Origin of the sequence: Psychromonas aquatilis, assembly GCF_038155185.1 — a bacterium.
GTDB lineage: Bacteria > Pseudomonadota > Gammaproteobacteria > Enterobacterales > Psychromonadaceae > Psychromonas > Psychromonas aquatilis.
The window spans coordinates 1-15350 of record NZ_JBAKAZ010000020.1 but is presented as its reverse complement, the minus strand read 5'-3'; the positions used below and the strand labels follow the sequence as shown (position 1 = coordinate 15350).

The window sequence follows — 15350 nt, the reverse complement described above, 5'->3', positions numbered from 1 at the left end:
AGGAATGTTTGGGCAATGATTGAAAGCCAATTACTAATTTTAGAGCAAGCGAATAAATACTTATCTTCGGTAACTGAATCACAATATGTACAGGTCATTGCACCCGCTTTTATGAGCTCTGCTGGTGCCCATATACGACATATACTTGACCATTATAATTCAATAATAAATGGCTTACCTGAAGGCCTGGTGGATTATGATAAGCGCAGTCGCGGTGGCGTTATAGAAAGCTGCCCAGAAGCTGCGCAAGCATCCATTAAAGAAATATCTACCTTTTTAAAGTCGTTAACTGCTGAGCAATTACAACAAAACATTAAGTTATCTACGGAAGTTTCAGTTAGTGACAAAAAAGTCATCATCGTTGATACCACCTTAGCACGTGAAATTATTTTTGTTGGTAGCCATGCTGTTCATCATCTTGCTACCGTTAAACATATTGCTCAAGCGCAACAACTTGATATTGATAGCGCTTTAGGTATTGCACCAGCGACAGCTACTTTTTTACGTGATGGTCAGTGAGCGCATGTGTACATTAACTTACCGGTTAACAGCGCAAGGTTATCAAGTATTTTTTAATCGAGACGAACAACGAACTCGCCCGCAAGCTATCCAACCGCAATTTGATCCAATATTGCACTCTGTTTACCCTGTTGATCCAACTGGTGGCGGAACCTGGATTGCCGTTCATGAGACTGGGGTGACCTTAGCGCTCCTAAACTATTATCAAGCTCAAGTTGACCCAAGCCTGAAAACGTTTATTAGTCGAGGCGTTATTATCCCTCATTTATTGGCGGATATTGATAATGTGCACCAACAATTATTGGATATGGATTTAACTCAATTCCAAGCTTTTCAATTGTGTGTGTTTGACAAAAGCTTATCGAAAAATACAGTTGAAAGCGCATTCGCCCAACAATATATTTGGGATGGTAAATCACTTACTTTCTCTACGTTATCGATTGAAACATCTCTTCCTATTACCTCATCTAGTGTTGATTACGATCTAGTTTATGCCGCTCGAAAGGGTAAATTTCAAAGCATGATTGAACAGAGTCAATCAACGACTAGCGATTATATTAATTATCACCAAGAACAAGGTGAAATAGGAAAGTGTTCGGTGCGAATGTTTAGGGAGGACGCTAAAACTGTTAGCTTTACGCAGATTAGTGTTAATCAAACATTGGAAATAGGAAGTAAGGTGCAAGTTAATTACATAGATTATTTGTTACCAGAAAGGCAACAAACTTTTTCTATTAACCTTTAACCTATTCGACCTGAGTTAGAGGTGTCATATTTTCTGAAGATGTTAGTGTGATGGGGGATAATGACAACATCACACTTAGACATACACTGTAGATCCTAATAATGAGGAGGGCGCATCTCTTCTTTTTCAGAGGCAAGTTGGTTCGGTTGACTCTCTTTTAATTTTACGGCTAACAAAGCGACTTGTTCAATAAGTTGTTGAGTACGGCGTTGTTGCTCAAATATCTCTTGATTTAACGTATCAATATTATCTTCCTGAAAAGCGACTTTCATTTCTAATTGCTCAATACGCGCTTGTAGTTCTTTATCTTGATTATTCATCATCTCTCTATAATGGCACTGTTCGCCATGTTTTAATCATTCGTAGAAGTGTTACTGGATTTCGTTAAGTCACTTCATAGTATCATGAGTATAGTACACTGCTTACTAACATCAGCAAAAGCTTAGGTTATTTAATTTCGATTTGTTGTGTGTTTTTTATTCATTATTGATTGATAAATAAAGGCATCTTTTTATTTATATGAACTATTAAGCAGTTATTTTGTCAATACATAACAAACTGACAATTTATTGAAATTTAGGCATTATTTTTTAGTTAGCTTAAAGCTTAATAAATAGCTGATAACTTAATATTTAGGTTATTTATTGATTAAAGGAATGAAAGGTCTCGTTATTAACAGAGATACTAACAACACAAGTTTGATTATGCGCTTCTATAATGAATTGCCATATTAATAAACTGAAATGGAGCGTCATTGTTATTATGTGATGTTTTTAAAAACAGCACTAATTACATGATTAAATTGTCTTTGTTGTAAAATAGCTTTAGGGTTAGTATATCTTAATAATTTGAGATACTTACTTTGTTTTTTTAAAGTGAAATTCAAGATATCAGTGTTTAATAATAATATTCGGAGTAACAATGAAAAACGTTTTTAAAGTTTCTTTATTAGCTGCAGCTGTAGCAATAACAGTTGGTTGTAATGAAAAAACAAAAGAATCTCCAGTTCAAGACACATCAGTTGAAACGACTGAAGTCGCAACGTTTAAAGATGATCATGAAAAAGCTGCTTATGCAATTGGGTCTTCACTTTCTCGCTACATCGCAACGACTTTAGACAAACAAGCTGAGTTAGGCATGGAGTTAGACAAAGAAGTTATTATTCAAGGTATCTCAGACACATTACGTGATAAGTCTAAGCTTTCTGATGATGAAATCATGACGACATTGAAAGCGTATGATGCCGAAGTTCAAGCGGTAGCAGAAGAGCAACAAGCTGAGTTAGCAAAAAAAGCTGCTGCTGACGATAAGGTAAGACTTGAGAAAGAAAAAGCCTTTCTAGCAGAGAATGCTAAAGCAGAAGGCGTAACGGTAACTGAGTCTGGTTTACAATACTCTGTGATCACCAAAGCGGACGGCCCTAAACCAGCTGCAACAGATACTGTAAAAGTACACTATGTTGGAACACTGGTAGATGGCACTGAGTTTGATAGCTCTGTTGCACGTGGCGAACCAGCTACATTCCCTTTAAACCGTGTTATTGCTGGTTGGACTGAAGGTGTTCAATTAATGAGTGTCGGTGAGAAATACAAGTTTGTGATTCCAGCTGACTTAGCTTACGGTGAGAATGGCGCAGGTTCTATTCCTGCAAACGCAACTCTTATTTTTGAGGTTGAGTTGTTAGAGATTCCATCAAAAGCAGCTGCAAAAACTGAAGCCGCGACAGAAGAAAAATAATACGCTTTAGCGATTATCTAGCGATCATAGTACAGTGATTACAATAATACCTAAAAGGCCGCAGTAGCGGCCTTTTTTATTGCTAAACATACCAATCACGATAATTAACATCTTATCGCTAATTCTTCGATAGACTATTAACGACGTTAATCGACGAAAGGCTCAAATTATGCCTTGAACTCAGTCATTTTTCCTGTGCAAAACTTAGATCACTTATTTAACGTAATCGCTATCATTTCGCTCAATACTTTGTAACCACCATTGATTTGATTTAAAAGTTAGGTGACAAACACTAACGTTATGCACGTTAAATTGACGAGGGGCATCAACCGGAATATGTAATATCTTCTTTAATAACATCACCATTGATAAACCATGTGTCATGACCGCAACCTTTTCTCCAGCATGTAAACGTTGAATCTCATTTATTCTATTAAACAAGCGAGATTTTACTTGGTTTAGTGTTTCTCCCTCACCAATCTGAACATTAAGCTCTGCAGAGAACAAACGTCGTAATTGCTCTTTATCGTATTCTGAAAGTGACTCTTTAGGTTGGCCATCTAAATAACCATAGCTAATTTCCCTTAATAAAGGACATAATTTTAATGGTAAATCTTTGGCAATAGATAACGGTGTGGCTGAAGAAATCGCACGCCCTAAGTCACTGCTATATATGTGTTGCAGTGGAATTTGACTAAAATGCGCGACTAATCTTTCTGCTTGTTGTAATCCGAGTGGAGTTAATGGGCTATCGGCATGGCCTTGAAAACACCCTTGTTGGTTGAAAATCGTCTCACCATGACGAATTAAATATAAGTCAGTCATTATTATCTCTTATGTACATGAATGCTAATATTACACTTTAAAAACTCAAATAGTGTATCCTAGCCGAGAAATTATTGAGTGGCTTTATAGGTTTAGGTGATTAATGTGAGCAAGTTTGATGTAATTATAATTGGTGCTGGCGCATCGGGTTTAATGTGCGCTATTGAAGCAGGAAAACGAGGAAGAAAGGTCTTACTCATTGAGCATGCAAAGCGCATTGGTCAAAAGATTATTATGAGTGGTGGCGGCCGTTGTAATTTCACTAATTTATATGTTGAACCGAGCAATTTCTTATGTAGTAACCCACATTTTGTAAAGTCAGCGCTAAGTCGTTATACACAATGGGATTTTATTGCGCTGGTGGATAAGCATAATATTGCTTGGCATGAGCGCGATCATGGCCAGCTTTTTTGTGATGATAGTGCCAAACAAATTGTTAAAATGCTGTTAGACGAAGCGAAGGCCGCTAATGTTACGATTAAAACGCAATGTGAAGTACTTGATCATCAACAATTAGCTGATAATCATTTTGCAGTTGAAACCAGTCAAGGTGACTTTGAGTGCCATTCATTAGTTGTTGCAACGGGTGGATTATCTTTACCTAAATTAGGCGCCACACCTTTCGCTTACCAATTAGCTGAAAAATATAACTTACCTGTAAAACCAACTCGTGCTGGATTAGTACCTTTTACTTTGCAACCTGTATTAAAAGATAAACTAGCAGAATTATCAGGAATTAGTTTTCCTGCGACTGCAACGGCGATAAAAAAGAACGCAACAAAAAAGCAGCAACCAATGAGTTTTAGTGAAGCGCTTTTGTTCACTCATCGTGGTTTAAGTGGTCCGGTTATTTTGCAAATATCTAACTATTGGCAAGCTGGGGATACAATTTTAATTGATTTGCTACCGAGTCAAGATCTTGAGCAGTTACTGACTCAAACCCAACAATCACGACCTGAGTTAGCACTAAAAACGGTTTTATCACAGCATTTACCTAAACGAGTAGTGGAGTGTTTATTGGGAGTGGCGGAAATTGAAAGTCGTCCATTAAAACAGTTTAATGAAAAACAGCTATCAGAAGTGGTGGCGTTATTCCATCAATGGCAACCCCTAATCAATGGCACAGAAGGCTATAGAACCGCAGAGGTCACTTTAGGTGGTGTAGATACTGATGTTATTTCATCTAAAACCATGGAATGTAAATCGGTTAAAGGGTTATATTTTGTCGGTGAAGCGATGGATGTGACTGGTTGGCTGGGTGGCTTCAACTTTGCTTGGTGTTGGAGTTGTGGTTGGGCAGCAGGGCAAGATGTTTAGCTTTTACGGTTAGTATTTTCAATGGGGATTTAGGTTGCTGCTTGTATCAAGGTTTTATAAGCAGTATTGTCCTTAATAGAAATAATATCCTTATTGACAGAGGAAAGGTAATGTCAGAAAAAATTAATGATCTTCCTAATATTGACGAAAGTGTGTTTAATACTCCAACTCAGGAGCAGATACAAAAAGCGTCTTCCATATCACCTAGCCAACATAAACCAAGAATATTACTGTTATATGGTTCATTGCGAGAGCGTTCATTTAGTCGCTTGGCAATAGAAGAGAGTGCTCGACTATTGGAAGCATTTGGTGCTGAAACCCGTATCTTCAACCCCACTGGGCTACCACAGGTTGATTCAGGGGATGATCAACACCCTAAAGTCAAAGAGTTACGTGATTTAATGATGTGGTCAGAAGGGCAAGTGTGGTGTTCACCCGAGCGACACGGCTCTATGACCAGTATCTTTAAAAGCCAAATAGATTGGATGCCATTAAGCATTGGCGCAGTTAGGCCAACACAGGGTAAAACATTAGCCGTTATGCAGGTTTGCGGTGGCTCTCAATCATTTAATGCAGTGAATCAAATGCGTATTTTAGGTCGCTGGATGAGAATGGTGACTATCCCAAATCAATCCTCTATCGCTAAGGCTTTTTTAGAGTTTGATGAAGAAGGAAGAATGAAACCATCGTCATATTACAATCGTATTGTAGATGTGATGGAAGAGTTGGTTAAGTTCACTTTATTATTGCGTGATAACAAAACGTATTTTGTCGATCGTTACTCCGAACGTGTTGAAACGGCTGAACAATTAAGCCAACGCGTTAATCAGAAATCCATATAATTAAGCTACTCACTACAAAGGCCTTAATTTAAGGTCTTTGTATTGAGACTTAACCCTAATAGATTAAGTCATTTCTTCTTCGTCATAGCGTATTAAACGTTTCTTCAAGGTATTTCTAAAGGGCTGGAACTTCAGAATTTCATCGAACAAGATAATACCAAATACGATGTACAGTGGTGCATTAAAGTAAATCACCAAGGCACATAAAGGTAATGCAATTAACCACTGCGTAATAATATTAATACGTACAATCAGGTAACTATCGCCCATCGCTCGGATCATATTGCCACAAAACATATTGTTACATCGTATTAATGGTAAAACGATGTAAATAGGTGCGATTAAGGCCAAAGCTTGAATGGTATCAGCGGATAAGTTGGTGTAAATAAAGGGAGCAAGTTGACTGAATGCGACAAAAACCAGTGAGATAAAGACCGAGATAATTCTCGTCACGATTAACGATTGATACACAAATCCAGAGATCGCTGAGTAGTCTTTTTTACCTATATATTGACTGACCAAAATAGTACTCGCTTGCGCCCAAGTATTAGCAAACATTGATACTATTTTTATCCAAGGTAAGACCAGGGTAATAGCCGCATAGGCCGCAACGGATAACTGTGCAAATAAGATTTGAAACAGCAACAAGCCGGTTAATAGCACAATAAAATTCGCAACAATAGGCACCACTTCTTGAATATGCTCAATGATCGATTTTTTACATAAGATGTGGAAACCCGCTACATGCCCTAATATTTTTTCTCTATTAAAACGATAAGCGAGATAAGTAAAACGGATTAAAATCGCTATTACACTCCCCCATGCTGCCCCAGCAAGCCCTAATGCAGGAAAACCAGCAACGCCATGGATCAACATAAAACTAAAGAGCACATTGGATGGAATTTCTATCATAAAGCCATAAAGGGGAAGCCGGGTCTGTTTAGTGGCATTAAAGTAAACCACCATAACCTGTGACGCAGAAGAAAAAAGTAATAATAATAATGAGATATTAATATAACTTTTTGCTTCCTCTGCAATCAATGTGTTTTGAGCAATCAACTCAATCAAGGGGGCACTAACGAGTATTAATGTGAGTAAGGAAAGTATTGAAAACCCTAAATTTGTCGCCCAAGCTGAGGAGATTACTAAGCCTATTTTTTCTTTTACTCCAGCGCCAACTGCTCTCGATAAAACCAACTGAGTTCCGTTAGCAATAGCAAATTGAATACCAATGACAAAGGTTATTATTGCCCCTGCAATCCCAAAAGCGGCTACCTGAGATTCACCTAAAGAGGCAATTAATAAGAGATCAATGATAGTAACTGATTGTATTAATATTGCATTACAGGTCATTGGCCATGCTAAGGAAGCATTATGTAATAACGTTTTTCTTGAGAATGTCATAGTTCACTATCATTTCATGGTGATTGTTGTTGGTCGTTGAATTGGTTATGTAGCAGCAGGGGCGCTGAAATTTATGGTTTGCTCACCAATAAAAACGAGTCAATGGAGATTGAGGATTTAATTGTATGATAAATAGAAAAAGGATAATGAGAGTTTGTTAGCAAATACCGTCAATGATTAAGCGATAAATCGTTTTATCGCTTAATGATTATAGAGTAGGTAGCTGAAATTGTTTAATAACTTGCTCGTGCTTTTGAAAAAGCAAACCGCTTTGGACAGTTGGTATTCTCATTAAATCCACTTTCTGATTGGTTTTAGAGAATTCATTTGCAAATTGCAGTGCTAATTCTTGTTTACGTGTTTGTTGTGATAAATCTGCGATATCTTGAATATCAATATTAGGATCAAAACGATGAAAACCTTGATAACTAAAATGCTGATCGACATGTAAATCACTTAGTTTAACAAACTCTTGCATTAATGCTCGGCTTAGCGCATTTAATGATATCTCTTCGATCATTAAATAAACTGTTTTATCACGCATCTCTGGTAACGTACTTTTTGCTGTTTGTTCAACTTTTACATCAACTAGCCATAAACCATTATTGCGTTGTTGAAAGTCAACCAGTGTTAAATCACTATGATCATAACTGATCTTATCTAAGATGTTATTAATAGCGTCCTTAGAAGGTGATTGCTCAGCACTTCTGACAAGCGTACTTTGTTGCTCGTAAAACTCTGCCATTAATGGTAAGTCGATATGCGTATTAAAAGGCGTGGTAGTACTGTGTTGTAGTGATAGTTTAAACAACTCTCTGACTTCATGTTCACGTGACTTCTTAATCGCTAAGAATACACTCTGTATTATTTCTGACGTTGGTAGTTCAGGCTCAACACGCCATTTTCGGCCAAATAATAATTTTTCCTGACTGATTTTTTTACTCGATTTTTTATGATAATTATCATGGCCTATTACACCCACTTGAATGTAAATTCCTTCACCTTCCTGCGCGGCAAAAACAATGTATCTAGGATCGTATTCAATATCGACAATTAATGCTTCTACACTTTGTAAGGTATGGTGATAAGTTAGATAATGTTGTGGTACACAATAATTACCATTACTTAATAGCACTTTAGGTGCATTGGGCATCACCTGTTCGCCTAAGCGAAGTGAAATGTCTTCAACCATTTGAATAACCTTATTCTATTTTATTTACAATCTAATACGAGATTTAAACCGCTAAGGTTCACTTATCTTTTAAAAAAGACCGATCAAAATAATAAATAATTGCATCCTTTTTATAGCGGCTTAATAAACGCTTAAGTTTTCTGTGAACAAAATATAAGGTGCAAATATGAAAGCGTTATTACTGTGCTTGCTAAGCAAAGCGTGTTGACTCAAAACGGTTTAGTAATTGATGCATTAAATGGCAGATAAGCAAGGTTAAAATAATGGAAACCGTCATACTGCTCATCCGATATAAGCCACTGAAGATTAAGTCACTATTTGGCGTTAAATATTGACCGAATAAAATACCTAATGTGGTCATAGCACCAAAGCCAATGCTTGATCCACCACCTTCTCGGATATGGAATTGACTAAAAGATAAAAGGCTTATCCATAATATAGGGGCAACTAACAGTAATAAATCTGACCAATCATAAAGTAAAAACTGCCATAAAATACCGACACTTACGCCAACGATTGTACCTATTGCACGTTTACGAGCAGATTCAACTACTCCTTTCCAATGCATAGGAAATAAAATTAATATGGTACTCGCTTGCGCAGATAATGAATCCTGTAAGTCTAAAATTTGAAAAACAAGAAATGAGATGGTCGCGACTGTTGCCCCCAATAAAGTTTCATGACGGATTCTTTGTGGTGTTTTTACAAGTGCGCTTCTTGGTGTTCGTGGGTCAACGTCAGGAAATATCGCCATCATCAAATAAGCGATGACGACAGACAGTAGCGTTGCAAAGACATGGCTAAACAGCAAGTTATTTAAATCTGTATTAGGATAACTCGCAAAATTCAACATGATACTTAGCATGATTGTGCCAAACGCTCCGAATAGAAATAGGCTACCTTTTGACATCAATGCAAAGCGATAAATAAACAGCAAGAAAACAATCGGCGTTATTAAACCAGGTGCGCCTCCTAGTACACTTGTTAGCAGTCCAACTTCAATCACAGCGATCGTAGATGAAGCAATGATTTGACGCATTGCGTGAGCGTTCATCACTGGTGCTAAGCCAAGTAATAGCATAGGAGTTATCGTAAAGAATACGCCATAGTTAAATTCAAAAATTTTGCAGAATGCAAAGCCAATTGTCGCGCCCGTGGTAATGCGTAAGCATTGGCGTAAATCATTAGCCGATAAAGGATTATGTTTGGTTAACATATGGCTTACCTTATTTGATACAGAAAATATAAAAAAGAGACGCCATTGCTGTTTAGCAGTAGCGTTCATCTTCTATTTTGAGAAATAATGACTGGAGATTAAGCGTTATTAGTCAGTACCTAGTATACAATCAGCATTAATTAATAAAGATAATGCAGTAGACTGATTGCTTTAATTTGCATTGTCGCTAATAAGTTTAAAACAATATTATCAGGGACTAGTTGAACGGTTGCTCTAGCACCTGCAGGAAAGTGCGGCATGCCAGACTCATCAAATGAAAGGTGTAGTCTAAATCGTTGCGCATCTCGTACCCAGCGTGTTGATTCCTCTGGCTCTGCTAACAGGCCATCGGCATTAAATTGCCCGGTACTGACACCGGCATCAACACTTTCTACTATGGCTGGATATAAAACGCCTGGTGTACTATCAAAGGCAATTAAAGTTGATGAAGATGTTTGTACATTACGTAAGTTTTTTTCCCTAAAATCGGCAATAATATCAACATTATTTGATACCAAAGCGAGCAACGGTTGCCCAACGGTAGCAAAACTGCCTACTTCTAATTGTAAATTAGTGACAATGCCATCTTGGTCTGCATAGACGTTGGTGTAAGATAAATTAAGTTCTGCTTGAGCTAGGGCGTTTTCTGCTTGTCTTAATTTTAAGTTGCTTTCACCCTGTTCACCTCGATTGATCTGCAGCTTTTTTAGGCGTGCCTTAGCCGCTAAAAAGTTAGCGTTGGCGGTTTCTGCTTCGCTATCAGAGAGATCTTTTTGTTGTTGTGAAACACCATGTGTCACAAATAATGAATCAAAGCGTTTCGCCTCGTTACGTTTTTGTATAGTTGTTGATTGACTCGCTTTTAGATCTGCTTTTGCAGCTAATATAGAGGCATCTAATTCAGCATTATCTTGCTTTACTTGCTCTAAGTTTAATTGCGCGTCTGTTACCGCCAGCTGATAAGGTCGTGGGTCTATCTGAAATAATAGGTCTCCCTTTTTTACCGCCTGATTGTTGTAGACAGCGACAGTGTCTATTTTGCCGGTAATTTGCGGTGTTATTTTAGTGACAATACGTGTTGCCATTGCCTGTGGTGTTAACGGCATGGTGTTGTCTGCAAATAGAAAATATGCGAATAAAATAATAAAGCCTAAGCTCGCTATTTTTACTAATCGGGAAAATTGTTGATCTGGCGTCATTGAATCTCTCATATTAAATCTGTTGTTGATGTATTGATTGTTGCTAATTTTTTATTTACATTTTTGCTAATAATGCTTAATACCCGTTCTAATTCGATCAGCTCATCGGTACTGATTCCAGCCAGTAACTCAACGCGAACTTTCATTATTTGAGCTTCAATGATCGCTAACAAATCACTCCCTGCTGTTGTTAAAACCACCATTCTTGCGCGTTTATCCTGAGTACAAGGACGACGCTCTATTAAACCTTGGGCTTCTAATTGCCCTAAAGTACGCATCAGTGAAGCCAATTCAATTTCTAAGGCATTGGCTAAGGCTTTTTGGCTGATATTACCGCCTAGTCTTAATAGTTTCCAAAGAGCAGTCCAACGAGGGTAGGTTAGTCCTAACGGCTCTAACTCGGCATCTACCACATTGCGCCATAATCGATATAGGCGACCAAAGTGCTCGGCCAAAGAAAGATCTTTGAATCGTTCTAGGTCTTTTGACATTTTTATATTTACCCTATTTACTTAGCATGCTAACCATTGTACTTACTTAGCACGCTAAGTAAAAGGGGCGTTAAAAAATAAAATATTTTTTTGGAGCACTTTTAAAGGAAGAATAGAAATAACTAATTGTTTTATTTTGTAAAAAATATTTTATTATTTTTTTGCTGAGAGGGCTTAATAAGCGGAGATAAAAATAGGATGGGTTAAAGTGATATAACAATCGCTTTTATTTGTGCGGCTTTGTGATCATAAAATGCATGAAGTCGATAACGTAACGGCCACGATTCATTAATAACAAAGAGAAGAGTTGCTCTCCATTTTGCTATTAATGAAAATAGGTTAGCTTGCGGTTTCAATTATTGATTAACCGTATTTAGCTTTGTTGCGTTAAGCCTAAGTGAGCTGCATGAAACTCAAGGTGCGAGTCAATGAAACTACTGATGAAGTAATAGCTATGGTCATAACCTTCCCTCATATTTAATGTAAGCAAACTGTTTTTCTTATTGGCGATGGCCATTAAGTTCTCTGGCTTTAATTGAGTTTGTAAAAATGAATCGTTACTGCCTTGATCAATTAAAATCGGTTGATGAGACGTTGTTTTAGCAAGTAATTCACAGCTATCGTAGATTTTCCAATCTTCACTATCTGTGCCTAAGTACGCACTAAAGGCTTTTTCACCCCAAGGGCAATTAATAGGATTACAAATAGGGCTAAACGCACTAATTGATTGGTATAACTCTGGATTACGTAAACCTATTGTCAGCGCGCCATGTCCACCCATCGAGTGACCACTGATCGCGCGTTGTGTTGTCACTGGGAAGTTTGTTTCTATTAAAGCAGGCAGTTCATGGACAATATAGTCATACATTTGATAATGCTTATTCCAAGGTGCTTGTGTGGCATTGATATAAAAACCGGCACCTAAACCTAAGTCATAGGCTTTATTAATATCATCGGCTACGTCTTCTCCACGCGGGCTCGTATCGGGGGCAACAATTGCAACTCCCAATTTAGCTGCCATTTTCTGTGCACCGGCCTTTTGCATAAAATTTTCATCGCTGCAGGTTAACCCTGATAACCAGTATAGGACAGGGACTGGATTATTTGCGCTTGCTTGTGGCGGTAAAAAAATAGCAAAGCGCATTTCACAATTGAGCACTTTTGAATTGTGTGTGTACTGCTTATGCCAACCTTCGCATACTTTATTGCTGCTGATATTTTCAAGAATCATTATTTATCCCATTTAAATAGGCGGCCTAATAGAAGTCACTTATTAGGCCGCGCTTGCTTATTATTTATGGTCGAAGTGAATAACGCTACGGATACTTTCACCGTTATGCATTAAGTCGAATGATTTATTAATGTCTTCAAGTGGCATGGTATGAGTAATAAAATCACTTAATTTAAACTCACCTGCTAAATATTGCTCTACTATTGCAGGTAATTCTGAGCGACCTTTAACACCGCCAAAGGCTGTACCACGCCAAACACGACCAGTTACTAATTGGAATGGACGAGTTGAGATTTCTTGTCCTGCGCCAGCAACACCAACAATCACTGATTCACCCCATCCTTTGTGACAACATTCTAATGCACTACGCATAACGTCAACGTTACCAATACATTCAAATGAATATTCAACACCACCATCGGTCATTTCTACAATGACGTCTTGGATTGGTTTATCAAAGTCTTTAGGGTTAATACAATCTGTTGCACCCAACTGTTTCGCTAATTCAAATTTACTGTCATTAATATCAATACCAATAACTTTATTTGCACCAGCCATTTTTGCACCGATAATGGCAGATAAACCTATTCCACCAAGACCAAATATTGCAACGTTATCGCCTTTTTCAACTTTTGCAGTATTTAACACCGCTCCCATACCTGTTGTGACACCACAACCTAATAAACACACTTCTTCAAGTGGTGCCGCTTTGTTCACTTTTGCTAATGAAATTTCAGGTAGTACTGTGTACTCTGAAAACGTTGAGCAGCCCATGTAGTGAAAAATAGGTTGGCCATCTTTATAGAAGCGACTTGTGCCATCAGGCATAACCCCACGACCTTGGGTTTCACGTACTGCACTACATAAGTTAGTTTTGCCTGAAGTACAAAATTTACAGACACCACACTCAGCAGTATAGAGTGGGATAACATGATCACCCACACTCACACTGGTTACACCTTCACCCACTTGTTCTACAATGCCACCACCTTCATGGCCTAAAATAACCGGGAATAAACCTTCAGGATCTTCTCCTGATAAAGTAAATGCATCCGTGTGACAAACGCCAGAAGCAATTACTTTAACTAATACCTCACCTTTTTTAGGCAGCATTACATCAACTTCTTCAACCACTAAAGGTTGATTAGGGCCCCATGCAATTGCAGCTTTTGATTTAATAAATTGGTCAGTCATATTTACTCCAGTTATCTGTTAACAGTATTTTATGAATAGTATTATATTTGTTTCTATAGCAATGATAATCTAGTTTAAATGTAAATGACTTTTACTGGTAGGTAACAATGAAGTGGCAGGGCATTAATGAATTTGTTGCAGTGGCAGAAACACAAAGCTTTTCTGCTGCTGCAAAACTATTAAAGATTTCAACGGCGCAGGTGAGTCGCCAAGTGAGTGCCTTAGAGAAGCGTTTACAAGTTAAGCTTTTTTATCGTACTACTCGTAAAGTCTCGCTTACTCAAGAAGCACAGCTTTTTTATCAACATTGTCGTAATCTATTAGATGGCTTGGATAATGCAGAGCAGGCCATTACTAATTTGCAAAGTAGCCCACAGGGTAAAATTAAATTAACGGTGCCTGTTACTTACGGGGAACAAAAGGTGTTGCCGCTAGTGAACGATTTTGTAGCGTTGCATAATGGTATTGAAGTGACAACGGAATTAAACAACCATCGCGTGGATTTAATTGATGGTGGGTTTGATGTCGCTATTCGGCTTGGCCATTTACAAGATTCAAGTCTAATTGCTAAACAACTTAGTCAACGCTCCAATTATGTATGTGCTTCTGAGGCGTATTTACAAGCCAACGGTGAAGCCCATTCCCTCTCTGAGTTAAAGCATCATAATTGTCTATTAGGTACACGTGATTATTGGCGTTTTGTTGAACAAGGCAAAGAGAAAAACTTAAGAGTAAAAGGAAATTTACGCTGTAATAGTGGAGTCGCGCTAGTGGATGCGGCAATCAAAGGTATTGGTATAGTACAACTACCTGATTATTATGTTCATTCTTATATTGAATCTGGGGAATTATTTACTATATTAGATCAGTTTAGAGAGCCTGCTGAAGGTATTTGGGCGGTATATCCACAAAATCGTTATCTATCACCGAAAATTAGGTTATTGATAGAGTATCTTGGTAAACACCTTGAATAATGTGTTTATATTGAATTAAATTTATGCGCTATTGATTATCATCATGCTTTAAATAATGTTTAAAGCATGATGATAATAAAGGTTTATTCATTTACCTTGAAGCCTTGTGTATCAACTAGGCATTTTTTCAAAAGTGACAGTGTCGTTTAAAATCCCATCCCAGTTACCTTTACTGTCTGTAAAAATATGTGCTTGAGGTGTTATCGCTAGATCTGTATCCAAGCAACCTGCTGGCATAATAACAATATCGCGAGATTGGTTATAAATAGGCATGGTTGAGCTACATATCGAACAAAAGTTACGTGCAAATTTAGTTTCTGGGTGATGATAAAAACCCAGTTTTTCTTCCCCACTTAACCAAGTTAATTGTCCTGATGGGGCAAATAAGTTGGAACAGTGTGCAGAGCCTGTTATACCAATCACACTAATTAACTGATCTATTTTACTTGTTAAAATAACTTATT

At 37.7% G+C, this 15350-nt stretch carries 16 protein-coding genes; 6 read left to right on the top strand and 10 right to left on the bottom strand.

Going from position 1 to position 15350, the window contains the following annotated elements; all coding sequences use genetic code 11:
- Nucleotides 1-15: 15 nt before the first annotated feature.
- On the top strand, nucleotides 16-519 hold the full coding sequence (locus tag V6256_RS06995; RefSeq protein ID WP_341597362.1) for a DinB family protein: 504 nt from the start codon (nucleotides 16-18) through the stop codon (nucleotides 517-519).
- A 4-nt stretch (nucleotides 520-523) separates the two neighbouring features.
- Complete coding sequence (locus V6256_RS06990) at nucleotides 524-1264, top strand: NRDE family protein (RefSeq protein ID WP_341597361.1); 741 nt, start codon at nucleotides 524-526, stop codon at nucleotides 1262-1264.
- Nucleotides 1265-1359: 95 nt separating this feature from the next.
- Here V6256_RS06990 and V6256_RS06985 read toward each other — a convergent pair whose 3' ends face one another.
- The gene (locus tag V6256_RS06985; protein WP_341597360.1) at nucleotides 1360-1584 is read right to left on the bottom strand and encodes a SlyX family protein; all 225 of its coding nucleotides are present in this window, start codon (nucleotides 1582-1584) and stop codon (nucleotides 1360-1362) included.
- A 601-nt stretch (nucleotides 1585-2185) separates the two neighbouring features.
- Between V6256_RS06985 and fkpA the strand changes: the two genes are divergently transcribed.
- The gene (gene fkpA, locus V6256_RS06980; protein ID WP_341597359.1) at nucleotides 2186-3001 is read left to right on the top strand and encodes an FKBP-type peptidyl-prolyl cis-trans isomerase; all 816 of its coding nucleotides are present in this window, start codon (nucleotides 2186-2188) and stop codon (nucleotides 2999-3001) included.
- A 213-nt stretch (nucleotides 3002-3214) separates the two neighbouring features.
- On the opposite strand, the gene V6256_RS06975 is transcribed toward fkpA, so the two are convergent.
- Nucleotides 3215-3826 (bottom strand): histidine phosphatase family protein, encoded by a 612-nt coding sequence (locus tag V6256_RS06975; protein WP_341597358.1) that lies wholly within the window; start codon nucleotides 3824-3826, stop codon nucleotides 3215-3217.
- 105 nt (nucleotides 3827-3931) lie between these two features.
- On the opposite strand from V6256_RS06975, the gene V6256_RS06970 reads away from it, so the two are divergent.
- The gene (locus tag V6256_RS06970) at nucleotides 3932-5143 is read left to right on the top strand and encodes a BaiN/RdsA family NAD(P)/FAD-dependent oxidoreductase (protein ID WP_341597357.1); all 1212 of its coding nucleotides are present in this window, start codon (nucleotides 3932-3934) and stop codon (nucleotides 5141-5143) included.
- A 110-nt stretch (nucleotides 5144-5253) separates the two neighbouring features.
- A complete protein-coding gene (arsH, locus tag V6256_RS06965; protein WP_341597356.1) occupies nucleotides 5254-5985 on the top strand; it encodes an arsenical resistance protein ArsH in 732 nt (243 codons plus the stop codon).
- 63 nt (nucleotides 5986-6048) lie between these two features.
- Here arsH and V6256_RS06960 read toward each other — a convergent pair whose 3' ends face one another.
- The 7 genes from V6256_RS06960 to V6256_RS06930 form a co-directional block, all read right to left on the bottom strand.
- On the bottom strand, nucleotides 6049-7389 hold the full coding sequence (locus tag V6256_RS06960; protein WP_341597355.1) for an MATE family efflux transporter: 1341 nt from the start codon (nucleotides 7387-7389) through the stop codon (nucleotides 6049-6051).
- 208 nt (nucleotides 7390-7597) lie between these two features.
- Nucleotides 7598-8581 carry a hypothetical protein gene (locus V6256_RS06955; protein WP_341597354.1) on the bottom strand — a complete coding sequence of 328 codons (984 nt, stop codon included), beginning with the start codon at nucleotides 8579-8581 and terminating at the stop codon, nucleotides 7598-7600.
- Nucleotides 8582-8771: 190 nt separating this feature from the next.
- Nucleotides 8772-9797 carry a DUF2955 domain-containing protein gene (locus tag V6256_RS06950; RefSeq protein WP_341597353.1) on the bottom strand — a complete coding sequence of 342 codons (1026 nt, stop codon included), beginning with the start codon at nucleotides 9795-9797 and terminating at the stop codon, nucleotides 8772-8774.
- Nucleotides 9798-9937: 140 nt separating this feature from the next.
- On the bottom strand, nucleotides 9938-10996 hold the full coding sequence (locus V6256_RS06945) for an HlyD family secretion protein (RefSeq protein WP_341597352.1): 1059 nt from the start codon (nucleotides 10994-10996) through the stop codon (nucleotides 9938-9940).
- A gap of 8 nt (nucleotides 10997-11004) precedes the next feature.
- On the bottom strand, nucleotides 11005-11487 hold the full coding sequence (gene slyA / locus V6256_RS06940) for a transcriptional regulator SlyA (RefSeq protein WP_341597351.1): 483 nt from the start codon (nucleotides 11485-11487) through the stop codon (nucleotides 11005-11007).
- A gap of 373 nt (nucleotides 11488-11860) precedes the next feature.
- Nucleotides 11861-12718, bottom strand: coding sequence for an S-formylglutathione hydrolase (gene fghA, locus V6256_RS06935; protein ID WP_341597350.1), 858 nt, complete (start codon nucleotides 12716-12718; stop codon nucleotides 11861-11863).
- Nucleotides 12719-12778: 60 nt separating this feature from the next.
- A complete protein-coding gene (locus V6256_RS06930) occupies nucleotides 12779-13912 on the bottom strand; it encodes an S-(hydroxymethyl)glutathione dehydrogenase/class III alcohol dehydrogenase (RefSeq protein WP_341597349.1) in 1134 nt (377 codons plus the stop codon).
- Between the two features lie 107 nt (nucleotides 13913-14019).
- On the opposite strand from V6256_RS06930, the gene V6256_RS06925 reads away from it, so the two are divergent.
- A complete protein-coding gene (locus V6256_RS06925; protein ID WP_341597348.1) occupies nucleotides 14020-14886 on the top strand; it encodes a LysR family transcriptional regulator in 867 nt (288 codons plus the stop codon).
- Nucleotides 14887-14997: 111 nt separating this feature from the next.
- On the opposite strand, the gene V6256_RS06920 is transcribed toward V6256_RS06925, so the two are convergent.
- A complete protein-coding gene (locus tag V6256_RS06920) occupies nucleotides 14998-15309 on the bottom strand; it encodes a GFA family protein (protein ID WP_341597347.1) in 312 nt (103 codons plus the stop codon).
- Nucleotides 15310-15350: the final 41 nt, after the last annotated feature.